The sequence below is a fragment of the Achromobacter sp. genome (genome assembly GCF_032102605.1).
Taxonomy (GTDB): Bacteria; Pseudomonadota; Gammaproteobacteria; order Burkholderiales; family Burkholderiaceae_B; genus Achromobacter.
The window spans coordinates 122,983-135,759 of sequence record NZ_DAMDGT010000009.1; the positions used below are offsets into that span (position 1 = coordinate 122,983).

General features: G+C 61.1%; 13 protein-coding genes. 8 read left to right on the top strand and 5 right to left on the bottom strand.

What is annotated here, in order from left to right; genetic code table 11:
• Nucleotides 1-170: 170 nt before the first annotated feature.
• From RT614_RS20165 to RT614_RS20175, 3 genes are all read right to left on the bottom strand, one after another.
• Nucleotides 171-1,796 carry a methyl-accepting chemotaxis protein gene (locus RT614_RS20165; RefSeq protein ID WP_313623899.1) on the bottom strand — a complete coding sequence of 542 codons (1,626 nt, stop codon included), beginning with the start codon at nucleotides 1,794-1,796 and terminating at the stop codon, nucleotides 171-173.
• 408 nt (nucleotides 1,797-2,204) lie between these two features.
• Nucleotides 2,205-2,513, bottom strand: a complete 309-nt coding sequence (locus RT614_RS20170; protein WP_313623900.1) for an autotransporter domain-containing protein — start codon at nucleotides 2,511-2,513, stop codon at nucleotides 2,205-2,207.
• Nucleotides 2,514-2,587: 74 nt separating this feature from the next.
• Nucleotides 2,588-3,997 (bottom strand): PLP-dependent aminotransferase family protein, encoded by a 1,410-nt coding sequence (locus RT614_RS20175; protein WP_313623901.1) that lies wholly within the window; start codon nucleotides 3,995-3,997, stop codon nucleotides 2,588-2,590.
• Nucleotides 3,998-4,396: 399 nt separating this feature from the next.
• Between RT614_RS20175 and RT614_RS20180 the strand changes: the two genes are divergently transcribed.
• From RT614_RS20180 to arsH, 8 genes are all read left to right on the top strand, one after another.
• Entirely contained in the window at nucleotides 4,397-4,567 is a 171-nt protein-coding gene (locus RT614_RS20180; RefSeq protein ID WP_313623902.1) for a hypothetical protein, read from the top strand.
• Between the two features lie 398 nt (nucleotides 4,568-4,965).
• Nucleotides 4,966-5,292 (top strand): helix-turn-helix transcriptional regulator, encoded by a 327-nt coding sequence (locus RT614_RS20185; RefSeq protein ID WP_313623903.1) that lies wholly within the window; start codon nucleotides 4,966-4,968, stop codon nucleotides 5,290-5,292.
• Nucleotides 5,293-5,305: 13 nt separating this feature from the next.
• Nucleotides 5,306-5,800, top strand: coding sequence for an ArsI/CadI family heavy metal resistance metalloenzyme (locus RT614_RS20190; RefSeq protein WP_313623904.1), 495 nt, complete (start codon nucleotides 5,306-5,308; stop codon nucleotides 5,798-5,800).
• An 8-nt stretch (nucleotides 5,801-5,808) separates the two neighbouring features.
• Nucleotides 5,809-6,309 (top strand): arsenate reductase ArsC, encoded by a 501-nt coding sequence (locus RT614_RS20195; protein ID WP_313623905.1) that lies wholly within the window; start codon nucleotides 5,809-5,811, stop codon nucleotides 6,307-6,309.
• A gap of 4 nt (nucleotides 6,310-6,313) precedes the next feature.
• Nucleotides 6,314-7,393, top strand: coding sequence for an ACR3 family arsenite efflux transporter (arsB, locus tag RT614_RS20200; RefSeq protein WP_313623906.1), 1,080 nt, complete (start codon nucleotides 6,314-6,316; stop codon nucleotides 7,391-7,393).
• 3 nt (nucleotides 7,394-7,396) lie between these two features.
• Complete coding sequence (locus RT614_RS20205; protein WP_313623907.1) at nucleotides 7,397-8,584, top strand: MFS transporter; 1,188 nt, start codon at nucleotides 7,397-7,399, stop codon at nucleotides 8,582-8,584.
• 31 nt (nucleotides 8,585-8,615) lie between these two features.
• On the top strand, nucleotides 8,616-9,038 hold the full coding sequence (arsC, locus tag RT614_RS20210; RefSeq protein WP_313623908.1) for an arsenate reductase (glutaredoxin): 423 nt from the start codon (nucleotides 8,616-8,618) through the stop codon (nucleotides 9,036-9,038).
• A complete protein-coding gene (arsH, locus tag RT614_RS20215; protein ID WP_313623909.1) occupies nucleotides 9,031-9,753 on the top strand; it encodes an arsenical resistance protein ArsH in 723 nt (240 codons plus the stop codon). The genes arsC and arsH overlap by 8 nt, the downstream gene beginning before the upstream one ends.
• Before the next feature lie 476 nt (nucleotides 9,754-10,229).
• Here arsH and RT614_RS20220 read toward each other — a convergent pair whose 3' ends face one another.
• Both RT614_RS20220 and glmS read right to left on the bottom strand, forming a co-directional pair.
• A complete protein-coding gene (locus tag RT614_RS20220; RefSeq protein WP_313623910.1) occupies nucleotides 10,230-10,625 on the bottom strand; it encodes a hypothetical protein in 396 nt (131 codons plus the stop codon).
• A gap of 274 nt (nucleotides 10,626-10,899) precedes the next feature.
• Nucleotides 10,900-12,732, bottom strand: a complete 1,833-nt coding sequence (gene glmS, locus RT614_RS20225; protein ID WP_313623911.1) for a glutamine--fructose-6-phosphate transaminase (isomerizing) — start codon at nucleotides 12,730-12,732, stop codon at nucleotides 10,900-10,902.
• Nucleotides 12,733-12,777: the final 45 nt, after the last annotated feature.

The following is a 12,777-nucleotide window of genomic DNA, read 5'->3' on the forward strand; positions in this document are numbered from 1 at the left end:
CGCCGCCGCTTTGCTCGTCGACGCCGCCTTGTCACCGCGCGCAACAGCTCTATGCCGGCAGGCGGCAAAAGCCTGGTTAACACAGGCGCCTGCGCGCTGGACCGGATGCGGTACGAGGCAGGGCTTGATTCATACGGACCTGGAGTCGATCCAGGTCCCCAAGTCGATCGTTAACTCATCATCGCCGCGGTCAAACCCGGCGCACCCTTGAGTTTCGCACGCTCAATAGCCGAGGCGTCGATGATCTGACCGCTGCCAATCCTGAATGTGGCCACGGCGCGAACCAGTTCATTGGCCTGATCCTGCATGGCGCCCGCCGCGGCGGCGGATTCCTCGACAAGCGCCGCGTTCTGCTGCGTCACCTCGTCCATTTGCGAAATCGCGATGTTGACCTGGTCCACACCGCTGGACTGCTCCTCGGATGCCGTGGTGATTTCGTCCATGATGTCGGTCACGCGTTTCACCGACGTCACGATCTCCTGCATGGTTGCGCCGGCGCGTTCCACCTGGGCGGCCCCCACGCTCACCTTGGACACGGAATCTTCGATCAGCACCTTGATCTCCTTGGCGGCATTGGCGCTGCGCTGGGCAAGCGACCGCACCTCGCTGGCCACGACGGCAAATCCCTTGCCCTGTTCACCGGCGCGCGCGGCTTCCACGGCGGCGTTCAGCGCCAGGATGTTGGTCTGAAAGGCAATGCCGTCGATCACCGAAACGATCTCGGAGATCTTGTTCGAGCTCGCGGAAATCGCGGTCATGGTCTCCACCACTTCGGACACTACCTGACCTCCGCGTCCAGCCACCGCGGATGCGCTGGCCGCAAGGTTATTCGCCTGGCGCGCATTTTCGGCATTCTGCTTCACCGTGGACGCCATTTCTTCCATGGACGCCGCGGTCTCCTCCAGCGACGCCGCCTGCTCTTCCGTGCGGGAGGAAAGGTCTGCATTGCCCGCCGCGATCTGGGACGAGGCGGACGAGATGGTCTCGGCGCCGCTGCGAATGCCCGACACCGTGCGCGACAGGTTGGCATTCATGGTGCGCAGGGCTTGCAGCAATCGGCCGGTCTCATCCGTCGAGCGCGACTCGATTCGCTGTGTCAGGTCGCCAGCGGCGACAGTGTCCGCCACCTGCACGGCATAGTGGATGGGGCGAACGACACCGCGCGAGATGACAAATGCGCAACCGGCGCCGAACAGCACGCCCAGCGCCGAAATCGCGAACAGCCACTGCGCTGCGTGATCGCTGCTCTGGTCAATGGCGTGGCCCGTGTCCCGGATACTGTCGCGTTGCAGGGCAGTGAACCTGCTCAACGCGTCTTCATACTGCTGCGCAGCCGGCAGGTAATCCTGTTCCAGGATTCGGATTGCTTCGGCCGAGTTGCCCGCGGCCTTCTCGCGCATGGCGGAATCCCGCGCAGTTAGATACCGCTGGCGCACGCCCGAAATCTCCGCGTAAAGATCCCTTTCCGCCTGCCCTTCCAGTAACGGCTCGATCTGCTTGGTGATGTCACTCGTCGACTGCGAAACCTTCTTCGTGTCTTCGGCAAAGAACGCGGTAAGGGAATCGTCCGCGCTTTTGACGATGGCCGTCGTGCGGCGGATTGCGCCAAATACATTTCGATTCCAGTCCGCCACCAGATGTTCTTTGGTAAGCGGCATTTCCAGCAACGCGCGATTGGCTTCGGCAAGCGTGCGCAGTTGATATGTACTGAACAGCGATGCGGCGATCAACAGAACGAGAACCAGGGCAAAGCCCAACGCAAGACGAGTGCCAATTTTCAGATTGGAGAGAACCAACGTGCATTCCTTATAGTTTTGCGGCCCGCAACATGCAACGAATGCGCGCGGGAACGCGCGGCCAATGTCGATGGCCGGATGGGACGGTGCAGCTTATTGGGGCCGGTGAACGCCGGCATGTCTCTCCACGTAGCAAGGATATGCGGTGGTTCGCCAATGCAATGCCGTGAACTATGGGGAAAACCCTACATAGACTCCAGTTTTCTGGCGTCTGTATGTCATGCCTCTGACACGGGGCACGGATAGTTCGACCCGTAGATTCGGCCAAGGAGGGCGGATCCGGTCACGTAAGGCGCCTGCTTGGAAGCCGGCCCCGTGCCCCGGATCGCCTCACCACTTCTTCTTGTTGCAGTTGGGCAGCTACCGGAACGTCATTGGGTTGGGCGGGCTACTCGTGTCGCCGTCCCTTCAATACCGCCAGCGAACGTCGATCGACCCCGCATGCTCGCGGCTGCCGTCCCCATACTGCCCCGCGTAGGACACGCCTATGGTGGCCGAGCGCGATACCGCCACGTCGGCGCCCAGTTCGAGCACGGCTGCATCGCGCGCGATCGGCGCACCCGTCACCGTAAACGCCTGGCTACCGTCGAACGCCATCGTCGCGCGCGGCGTCACGTCGCCGAACGCATGACGCCAGCCGAGCAGGCCGCGCAGCGTGCCTTCGGTGCTGCTCGCCTTGAAGGTCGCGCGCCCTCGCAGGCCCAGCGTGCTGGCCACCGGGCCGCGAACGCAGCCCCGAGAATCAGCAGAATCCCACTTTTGCGCGGGATGAGACAGAACGTCTCGGCGAATCAGACTACGTTCGAAACCCGCCTGGCGAGGTCGCCGTGGAGCAACTCCGCCAACCGGGTCAGACCGTGCGTCAGGCGGCTTCGATCAATAGCGCCGCCCAATGACACACGAAGCGCCACGGGGCTGGACGACCCCGTGGAAAATGACTCCGAGTCAGTGACGCTCACACCTTGTTCCAGCGCCGTCTGTGCTAGTCGGTAGAGGTCGATATGACGCGGTAACTGGAGCCAGAGGTGCAGCCCATTCGGGTCGGCCTGGATATTCCCAGGCAGGATAGATGCCGCGATTTTCTGTCGATGGCGCAGCTCACTCTTGATCTGCGCCAGCCATTGAACCGCAGCGCCCGACTCAATCCAGGTCGACGCCATTTCAGACATCCAGGGAGTGGGCATCAGCGCCAGCGAACGCAGGGCATCAAGAACCGGACTCAGCGGCTCACCAGAAGGCACGACCAAGTAAGCGGTACGAAGGCCTGGCGCGATGCATTTGGATAGCGTCGACACGTAGTAAACCGGCGTCGAAGACGTGTTGGCGGCCAATGAAAACATCGGGCTCGGCGGACGATCGGCCAGCAGCCAGTAGGGATCATCCTCAATGACTGGCAGCGCATATCTTTCGGCAACACGCAGCAGCTCTGTTCGTCGCTCGGTGGACAGCGTCAACGCAGTCGGGTTCTGAATCGTCGGATTCAAGTACAGCATTGCGGGACGATGTTGTTCGCACACGCGCTCGAGGTCGACAGGATCCATTCCAAGTTCGTCTGACTTCACCCCTACGGCCACGCGCTGGAGCAAGCGGGCCGCGGCCAGGAAGCCGGGGTAAGTCAACGCATCGCAAGCAATGGCATCTCCGGCACTGCTCCTGGCCAGAAGCAGTGCCGCGATAGCGGTTTGAGCACCAGGGCAAACCACGATCCGCTCAATGTCCGTGTCGCCGATCATCGGCCGCAGCCATTTCGCCCCCGCTGCACGATGCCGACCGGCCCCCGCACCCACGTGATAGCTCATCAGATCCATCGAGCTTGCCGCTACCTGCGTTGCGCCACTGCCCTGCGCAAGCATGTGCGAAAACTCCGCACTGCCGAGCAAAGGAGGGATGTTCATCCCCAGATCAATCGTGTCCCCTGTAGCGGACCCCGAATAGGCCACGTACGTCCCGCCTGCTCCCTGAGCTTCCAAAAGTCCCTTCTGGCGGACTTCCGTGTACGCGCGAGTGACGGTCGTGAGATCCACCCCCAATGCCTGGGCCAGTTCGCGCTGCGGGGGCAGGCGGTCGCCTGGCCGAAGCACACCGTCCTCCACCGCCGTAACGATCTGCGTCGCGATTTGCTGGTAGCGAGAGCCAGAGCCCGCGGCGAGGGGTCGCACCCAAGACATGTTTGCTTTTTTCAGGCGACGTGAGAGGGACATGTCTTATCTGGATGTGAGGTTTTGCAGCGCTTCCGGAAGAAGAGAATCCATACAAGTCCCACAATTCAACTTCTTGTATGGATTTTGGCGGTAAAATTTAGAAGCTTGTAGGGAGTATAACGCTCGCTCTGCCCCGCCTGACCTCGTTCAGCACCGCCGATTTTTGCAACGAGCCTCCTGGACGAAGGCTCGGCAGGCAACTTCGAGATTCCGTCTACAGCGCCTGCTGATAGCGATAACCACGCGAGTTTGTCTGGACGAGAGAGTCGGTGTTCTTCACTCCGCAGCACAAGTTTGGAATCGAGCCGCGTGACCTCACACCCGTGGGATCGGGGCTGACGCTTTTCGTGGCCCTCACGGCTATCGCCCGTTTGTCTTTGCCCGGCCCGCGCGTAGTAAATGAAGCTGCTGAAGCAGCATTTTGAGGAAGTGATGAATTTTTGGGTCCCTGTAGTCTTAGGTACGTTCAAGGTCCTCGTGTTGGGCACGTTCATGTTTCTCGCCATCAAGTCCCATTACGATGGAGCAAAAAAGGAGAAGCAGAAAAAGAAGGAAATGGACGGACAGTAGTGGGGACGTCGTTGCTATTGGCGGCGTCCTGATCGAGGTGTTCGATGCGGCAAGGTAGCCGCGCCAGTAACGTACAACGTATTAGCCGGCGCGTTCATGGGAATGTGCTGCCTACCGACACGGTCGGTCCTGCCAAAAGCGCGGGAAACAGGTTTCCTGGACTATAAAGCCCGCTTGGTGCGGGGCTGTCGCATTTTGGGCGCAGCGAGGCCCATGAGAACGGCTTGTTCGAGCAGATATTGAAAAAGACCGCGAATGCGGTCTTTTCTTGCGCCAAAGTTATTTGGTGTGAGCCCGTTATCGGCCAAGAGCTGCCATACGCTTTCCCGACAAAAGCTCGAAAGTGAACGCATCACATAAACCCTCAATTAGTTCAATTATTGTTGTATCGTTGAACAATGAACGAAGAACAAGCCATCGCTGCTCTCGCAGGCCTTGCCCACCCTCAGCGGCTACGCACATTCCGCGCCCTGGTCGTGGCCGGCCATCCCGGTCTAACGCCCAGCGTGCTTGCGGACCAGCTCGGCGTCGCAAGGAATGCACTGTCCTTTCACCTGAAAGAGCTCTTGCATGCTGGCTTGGTAAGTGTCGAGCAGCAGGGCCGCAATCTGATCTACCGCGCCGATTTTTCTCGGATGAATGGGTTGCTCGGCTACCTCACCGAACACTGTTGCGAAGGTGCGCCATGCGAGGCTTCCGGCGTCGCCAACTGCACGACCTGCTAACCAGGAGTTCCCCATGAAGCGCTTTCATGTTCATTTGCACGTCGACGACCTGGCGAAAAACATTGGCTTCTATTCCCAATTGTTCGCCCAAGGGCCGACCCGCGTCGAATTGGACTACGCAAAGTGGATGCTTGACGACCCTCGAGTGAATTTTGCGATTTCAACGCGCGGCGCTGGCCGAGGCGTTGACCATTTCGGGATTCAGGCCGATTGCCCCGAGGAATTGGAAGCGCTGAAGTCCAGCGCTGAGGCTGCCAGCCTGACCATCGAAGATCAGGGGGAAACATCCTGCTGCTACGCCCGCAGCGAGAAATACTGGATCACCGATCCGCAAGGTCTGGCCTGGGAACACTTTCACACACTCGGCGCTATTCCGGTCTATGGCGAGTCGCACGGCGCGCCAGCCGGCCAGGCCGCTACACCGGCCTGCTGTGCACAGCCGATGAAAGCACTGGCGCCCACCAGTTGCTGCACCCCGAACGCAAACACCTCCACTCGCTGCTGCTAGGAATCTCCATGTCGCACTCCACTTTCAACGTGCTGTTTCTTTGCACGGGTAATTCCGCGCGTTCAATTCTGGCCGAGGGGCTGCTCAACAGCCTGGGTGCTGATCGTTTCCGGGCGTACTCCGCCGGCAGTACGCCCAAGGGCGAAGTCCATCCCCTGGCACTGAACACCCTCAAATCGTATTCGCTGCCGACGGATGGTTACCGTAGCAAGAGCTGGAATGAGTTCGCTGCCCTGGACGCCCCAAAGATGGACTTCATCATCACGGTATGCGACAACGCAGCCGGTGAAGTTTGCCCCGTGTGGCCCGGCCATCCAATGACTGCGCATTGGGGCGTGCCGGACCCGGCCGCGCATGAGGGAAGCGAAGAAGAACGCATCAAGGCGTTCCACGATGTAGCACGCATGCTCAAGCGTCGCATCGAACTATTGCTGTCTTTACCGCTTGGCCGCCTTGGCGCGATGTCGCTCCAGACGGAGCTTCGCGGTATCGGCAAACTGCAGGAGTAGACCGATGTCGTCCAGTACACAGGCGGCGCCGGCTCAGCGCCAACGTCCTGGGATGAGTGTTTTCGAGCGCTACCTCACGCTCTGGGTCTTTCTCTGCATCGTGTTGGGTGTGACCCTGGGCCAGCTCATGCCCGCACTGTTCCAGACGATTGGGCGCCTGGAAATCGCCCAGGTCAACCTTCCGGTTGGAATCCTGATCTGGGTGATGATCATTCCGATGCTGCTCAAAGTGGACTTCGGTGCACTAGGCCAGGTCAAGCAGCATTGGCGCGGCATCGGCGTGACGCTCTTCATCAACTGGGCCGTCAAGCCTTTCTCGATGGCCTTCCTGGGGTGGCTTTTCATCCGCCAGATTTTCTCCCCTTGGTTGCCCGCCGACCAACTGGATAGCTACATCGCCGGCCTGATTCTCCTGGCCGCGGCGCCGTGTACTGCCATGGTTTTCGTCTGGAGCCGGTTGACCGGTGGCGATCCGGCCTTCACGCTGTCCCAGGTGGCGCTTAACGACACAATCATGGTTTTCGCATTCGCGCCCGTGGTTGGATTGCTGCTGGGGCTTTCGGCCATCACCGTGCCTTGGGACACGCTCTTGGTGTCAGTCGGGCTGTACATTGTGATCCCGGTCATTCTCGCCCAGCTCTGGCGCCGCGCACTGCTTCGCCGCGGCCAGATGGCGTTTGAAGCAGCGCTGGAGCGAATCGGGCCGTTCTCGATGGCGGCGCTGCTCCTGACACTGGTACTGCTGTTCGCGTTTCAAGGCGAAGCCATCATCGGCCAGCCTCTGGTGATCGCAATGTTGGCCGTGCCGATCCTCATCCAGGTGTTCTTCAACTCGGGCTTGGCGTACTGGCTCAACCGCCGCGTTGGAGAGAAGCACAACATTGCGTGCCCGTCTGCGCTGATCGGCGCATCCAATTTCTTTGAGCTTGCCGTCGCCGCCGCGATCAGCCTGTTCGGATTCCAGTCTGGCGCTGCCCTGGCGACCGTCGTGGGCGTGCTTATTGAGGTGCCCGTGATGTTGCTGGTCGTGCGTATCGTCAATCAAAGCAAAGGCTGGTACGACGCCGGCGCAAAGCGGAACTGATTCGTGCCCGGCGCCCCTATTCGCGTAGTCGGAACCCTGGGATCCGCCCAGACCCTGGCCTGGGCGTCTACCTACTATTTGCCCGCGATGTTGGCAGATCCGATAGCCCGCGACGTGGGTGTATCCACGCCCACGGTATACGCGGCCTTTTCGATCGCCATGGTCGCCTCAGCGCTGGTAGGCCCTTCGGCAGGACAAGCGATTGATCGTCGCGGTGGGCGAATCGTCCTAGTCAGCACAAGTTTGCTGTTTGCGTTGGGGCTTGGGATGCTTGCCGGCGCTCAAGGGCTGTGGACGATGGTTGCCGCTTGGCTTGTTATCGGGGTAGCGATGGGCTCCGGACTCTACGAAGCGGCCTTTTCCAGCCTTGTGCGCCTTTATGGTCATCATGCCCGTGGCGCCATCACTGGGATTACGCTGATTGCAGGGTTCGCCAGCACCGTGGGATGGCCGCTTTCCGCCTGGATGGAAGCGCAGTTCGGTTGGCGCGGCGCTTGTCTGGGTTGGGCAGGTTTGCATCTATTGGTCGGCCTGCCGCTGAATGCCTGGCTCCCTAAGGCGGCCGTCTCGAAGGCAGAAACCCCAAATGCCTCCAACAATGCACACGTTGAATCGTCTCCACTTGCTCCCGAGCCGAAACAGCAGGTGCACGCCACGGCCCTTCTTGCCTTCGTCTTCGCGTCCACTTGGTTCATCAGCACGGCAATGGCCACGCATTTGCCGCGAATGCTCGAAGCCACAGGTGCCACGCTCACAGCCGCGGTGGCAGTAGGCGCGCTAATCGGTCCCGCACAGGTGGCCGGACGCCTTCTTGAGTTTGGCTTCCTGCGCCAAGTTCATCCCTTGTTATCGGCCCGGCTGGCGGCGCTTGCACATCCCGCCGGCGTTGCTGTGCTGCTGATCGGCGGCCCAGCGATGGCCCCGGTATTCGCCATTCTGCACGGGGCGGGAAACGGCATTCTGACCATCGCCAAGGGAACTTTGCCCCTGGCGTTGTTCGGCCCTCAGGGTTATGGAGCTCGCCAGGGCTGGTTAATGATGCCGGCGCGGGTCGCGCAAGCGGCTGCCCCGTATCTCTTCGGTCTTGCCGTGGACTCCTGGGGAGCCAACGCGCTATGGCTATCCGGTGGCATTGGCTTGGCAGCATTCAGCGCGCTCTTGGCGTTGAGAGCGCGCCCCACGCCCAATTGAAATTCTAGTTTTGTATCGACAGAGAGATGTCATGAATCCCATCACGATCTATCACAACCCTGCTTGCGGGACATCCCGCAATGTCCTCGGGCTGATCCGAAACAGCGGCGAAGAGCCGACAATCATCGAGTATCTGAAAACTTCACCCAACGCCGAAACGCTAAAGAAGCTGATTGCCGCGATGGGCATACCAACGCGCGACGTGCTGCGCCAAAAGGGAACGCCCTACGATGAACTGGGTCTGTCGGATCCGAAATGGACTGAGGAACAGTTGATCGACTTTATGCTCCAGTATCCGATCCTGATCAATCGCCCCATCGTTGTGACGCCGCTAGGCACTCGGCTGTGCCGGCCGTCGGAAGCAGTCCTGGACATCCTGCCCCAGGCCCAACGTGGTGCCTTCAACAAGGAAGATGGCGAGCCCCTGATCGACTCCGAGGGCAATCGTGTCTAAAGCTCTCGCCGATTTGCCGAACGTTGACCCGTCACTGCTCGTACAACCGAGCACGGCCGAGTTGTTTTCGCCCGCGCGAGCTACCCATGCGCCTCGCTTCCTGCTGCTGTACGGGTCCTTGCGCGAGCGTTCCTACAGCCGCTTGGTCGCCGAGGAGGCCGCGCGACTGCTCCAGGCCCTCGGTGGCGAAACCCGGCTGTTCAACCCCTCTGGGCTGCCGCTGGTCGATGACGCCAGCGAAGACCATCCAAAGGTCCGAGAGCTTCACGAGCTGGTCCAATGGGCGGAAGGAATGGTGTGGAGCTCTCCAGAGCGGCATGGCGCGATGACTGGATTGATGAAGACGCAGATCGACTGGATCCCTCTGTCAGTTGGTGCCGTGCGCCCTACCCAAGGCAAGACGCTGGCGGTCACGCAGGTGTCAGGCGGATCACAGTCATTCAACGCTGTGAACCAAATGCGAGTGCTGGGGCGTTGGATGCGCATGCTGACCATCCCGAATCAGTCATCCGTCGCCAAGGCTTACCAAGAATTCGACGATGCCGGTCGAATGAAGCCCTCGCCCTACTATGACCGACTCGTCGACGTCATTGAGGAGCTCATGAAGTTCACTCTTCTCACACGCGATGTCGCGCCATACCTAGTAGACCGTTACAGCGAACGTAAGGAATCTGCCTCGGCTGTGTCCGCACGGACGAGACAGCAATTGATATAGCCCACCGGGCTCGACCGTTCAAAATTGCGTTGTCTCGCGGGCCGGAGAATGCCCGCTCCGGGTCGAAAGCCAGCATTCGCGTCACCGCACGGATACCCGCGTCTGGCCGCTTAGGGGCCCGCAGCGACCGCAACCACGGAGCGCATAACCACGTGGACATGCCATGAAGTTCGACGTTTACGGAAGAATTGCGCTGGAAGTGCTTCACACGCCCCCGCGAGTGGAAGGTGTATCGCCTGATCGACGGCAAGCAGCTGCGTGCGGATGACATCACCATCCCAGGCCGATACGGAGGTTGGAGATATCGCGGGATACCTTGATGATCTCCTTCACGAAATAGCTCGGCCCGAGGCCAGGATCAAAGAGGCGCCAACGCTGACGGCCCCTGACGCGCGGAGTGCGCACGGTCGACATTTTTGAACGCGGCGCCGGCCAAGCTCGGGCTGCGGGTTACGACGTGGCGTCCTCAATGACAGTCAGGATTGATCCCAGGCATCAATTGTCAGGATCTGATCGGGAGAACATGCCGCCACACGGTCGGCATGCACCTGGACCTTGCCTATCCAACCGGGAGGCTGCGCGTATTCCTCGCCCTCGTCGATGCCGAAGATCCAGACGCCATCCTTGGAGGGCAAGATACCGCCGCCTTCGATCAATGGCAGCACATCGCGAGCGCGTGCGGCGTAGCGGTTCGGATAGCCGCCAGAGGCATACTTGGCGGCCTTGCGAACTTGCGTCAAGTGCTCGATCCAATCGATGCCGCCAGCGCCCGTTTCCCACTGCGCCAAGATGGCAGCACGACGCGCTTCCGGGGTGGCGCGGTCGCGTTCCTCGGGGCTGCCTGTCGATACGATGATCCACCAGCCGATCATGTGTCACCCTCCATCCAAAAGGTAAGTGCTTCGAATTCGAACATTTTCTTTATGAAAGTGGAAGTGAAGCCATGCCAGCAGCCAGTATTCGATCCGCGAACAATCGATACGCTCCTGCTGAGCTGAACCTCGTGCCAAAAATGAACAAGGGCCGCTTACGCGGCCCTTGCAATGGGTAAAAGCTGATACGGCGGTAGATCGAAGGAGTAGAAGGAAGTCGGCGCTGCGACCGACTTTATTCCTCGTTATCCGCCGAAATCCAGAAATCCCCGCATCACTCCACCGTCACGCTCTTCGCCAGATTCCGCGGCTTGTCCACGTCCGTGCCGCGCGCGCATGCCGTGTGGTACGACAGCAGTTGCAGCGGCACCGTGTGCAGGATGGGCGACAGCTTGCCGTAGTGCTCGGGCATGCGGATCACGTGCATGCCTTCGGCGCTTTGAATCTTGCTGTCGGCGTCGGCAAAGACATACAGCTCGCCGCCACGCGCACGCACTTCCTGCATGTTGGACTTCAGCTTTTCCAGCAGCTCGTCCTTGGGCGCGATGGTGACCACCGGCATGTGCTCGGTGACGAGCGCCAGCGGGCCGTGCTTGAGTTCGCCGGCGGGATAGGCTTCAGCGTGGATGTAGCTGATTTCCTTGAGCTTGAGCGCGCCTTCCAGGGCGATCGGGTAATGCATGCCGCGGCCCAGGAACAGGGCGTTTTCCTTGGTCGCGAAGCGATCGGCCCAGGCCATGATCTGCGGTTCCAGCGCCAGCACCGAGCCGATGGCGGCCGGCAGGTGGCGCAGGGCCTTCAGGTGTTCGGCTTCCTGCTCTTCCGTGAGCTTGCCGCGCGTTTGCGCCAGCGCCAGGGTCAGCAGGAACAGCGCGGTGAGCTGCGTCGTGAAGGCCTTGGTCGACGCCACGCCGATTTCAACGCCGGCGCGCGTGATGTACGACAGCTTGCACTCGCGCACCATGGCGCTGGTGGACACGTTGCAGATGGTCAGCGTGTGTTCCATGCCCAGCGAGCGCGCGTGCTTCAGGGCGGCCAGCGTGTCGGCGGTTTCGCCGGATTGCGAGATGGTGACCACCAGCGAGCGGGGATTCGGCACGCTGTCGCGATAGCGGTATTCGCTGGCGATTTCAACGGCGACCGGGATCTTGGCGATGGACTCGATCCAGTACTTGGCGGTCAGGCCCGCGTAGTAGCTGGTGCCGCAGGCCAGAATCAGCAGGGAATCGATGTCCTTGAAGATCTTGTAGGCGTCGTCGCCGAAGAGTTCGGGCGTGATGGATTCAATGTCTTGCAGGGTGTCGCCGACCGCGCGGGGCTGCTCGAAGATTTCCTTCTGCATGTAGTGGCGATAGGGGCCCAGTTCAGCGGCGCCGGTGTGCACCTGCACGGTGTGCACTTCGCGATCGACATTCTTGCCCGCGGCGTCGACGATCCAGACGCGCGACAGTTGCAGGTCGACGACGTCGCCGTCTTCCAGGTAGATGATCTGGTCGGTCGTGCCGGCCAGCGCCAGCGCGTCGGAGGCCAGGAAGTTTTCGTTCTGGCCCACGCCCACCACCAGCGGCGAGCCCTGGCGCGCGCCGACGACGCGATGCGGTTCGTCGCGGCAGAACACGGCGATGGCGTAGGCGCCATGCAGGCGGCGCACGGCGTTCTGCACGGCCTCGAAGAGGTCGCCGGCGTACAGATGATTCACCAGGTGCGCGATGACTTCGGTGTCGGTCTGGCTTTCGAAGACATAGCCCACGGCCTGCAGCTCGGCGCGCAGTTCGTCGTGGTTTTCAATGATGCCGTTGTGAACGAGCGCGATGCGCGGCTCGTCGTTGCCCAGGCGCGAGAAGTGCGGGTGGGCGTTGTGCGTGGCCGGCACGCCATGCGTGGCCCAGCGGGTGTGGGCGATGCCGGTGAAGCCTTGGACCTTGTCCTGCGCAACCTGGTCGGCCAGCTCGGCGACACGCTGCGTGCTGCGCGTGCGGCGCAGGTGGCCGTCGGCGTAGACGGCGACGCCGCAGGAGTCGTAGCCGCGGTATTCCAGGCGCTTGAGGCCTTCAACGAGGATCGGGGTGATGTCGCGCTGGGCGACGGCGCCAACAATGCCGCACATAGGAGAGACTCCGGTTAGTTCTAGTACCGACGCATTGTGCGCGAG

What these genes read in the sequence shown, in the direction of transcription:
- RT614_RS20175 (WP_313623901.1), bottom strand. Translation starts at nt 3,997, where the DNA reads ATGTCCCTCTCACGTCGCCTGAAAAAAGCAAACATGTCTTGGGTGCGA.
- RT614_RS20180 (WP_313623902.1), top strand. Translation starts at nt 4,397, where the DNA reads ATGAAGCTGCTGAAGCAGCATTTTGAGGAAGTGATGAATTTTTGGGTC.
- RT614_RS20185 (WP_313623903.1), top strand. Translation starts at nt 4,966, where the DNA reads ATGAACGAAGAACAAGCCATCGCTGCTCTCGCAGGCCTTGCCCACCCT.
- RT614_RS20190 (WP_313623904.1), top strand. Translation starts at nt 5,306, where the DNA reads ATGAAGCGCTTTCATGTTCATTTGCACGTCGACGACCTGGCGAAAAAC.
- RT614_RS20195 (WP_313623905.1), top strand. Translation starts at nt 5,809, where the DNA reads ATGTCGCACTCCACTTTCAACGTGCTGTTTCTTTGCACGGGTAATTCC.
- arsB (WP_313623906.1), top strand. Translation starts at nt 6,314, where the DNA reads ATGTCGTCCAGTACACAGGCGGCGCCGGCTCAGCGCCAACGTCCTGGG.
- arsC (WP_313623908.1), top strand. Translation starts at nt 8,616, where the DNA reads ATGAATCCCATCACGATCTATCACAACCCTGCTTGCGGGACATCCCGC.
- RT614_RS20220 (WP_313623910.1), bottom strand. Translation starts at nt 10,625, where the DNA reads ATGATCGGCTGGTGGATCATCGTATCGACAGGCAGCCCCGAGGAACGC.
- glmS (WP_313623911.1), bottom strand. Translation starts at nt 12,732, where the DNA reads ATGTGCGGCATTGTTGGCGCCGTCGCCCAGCGCGACATCACCCCGATC.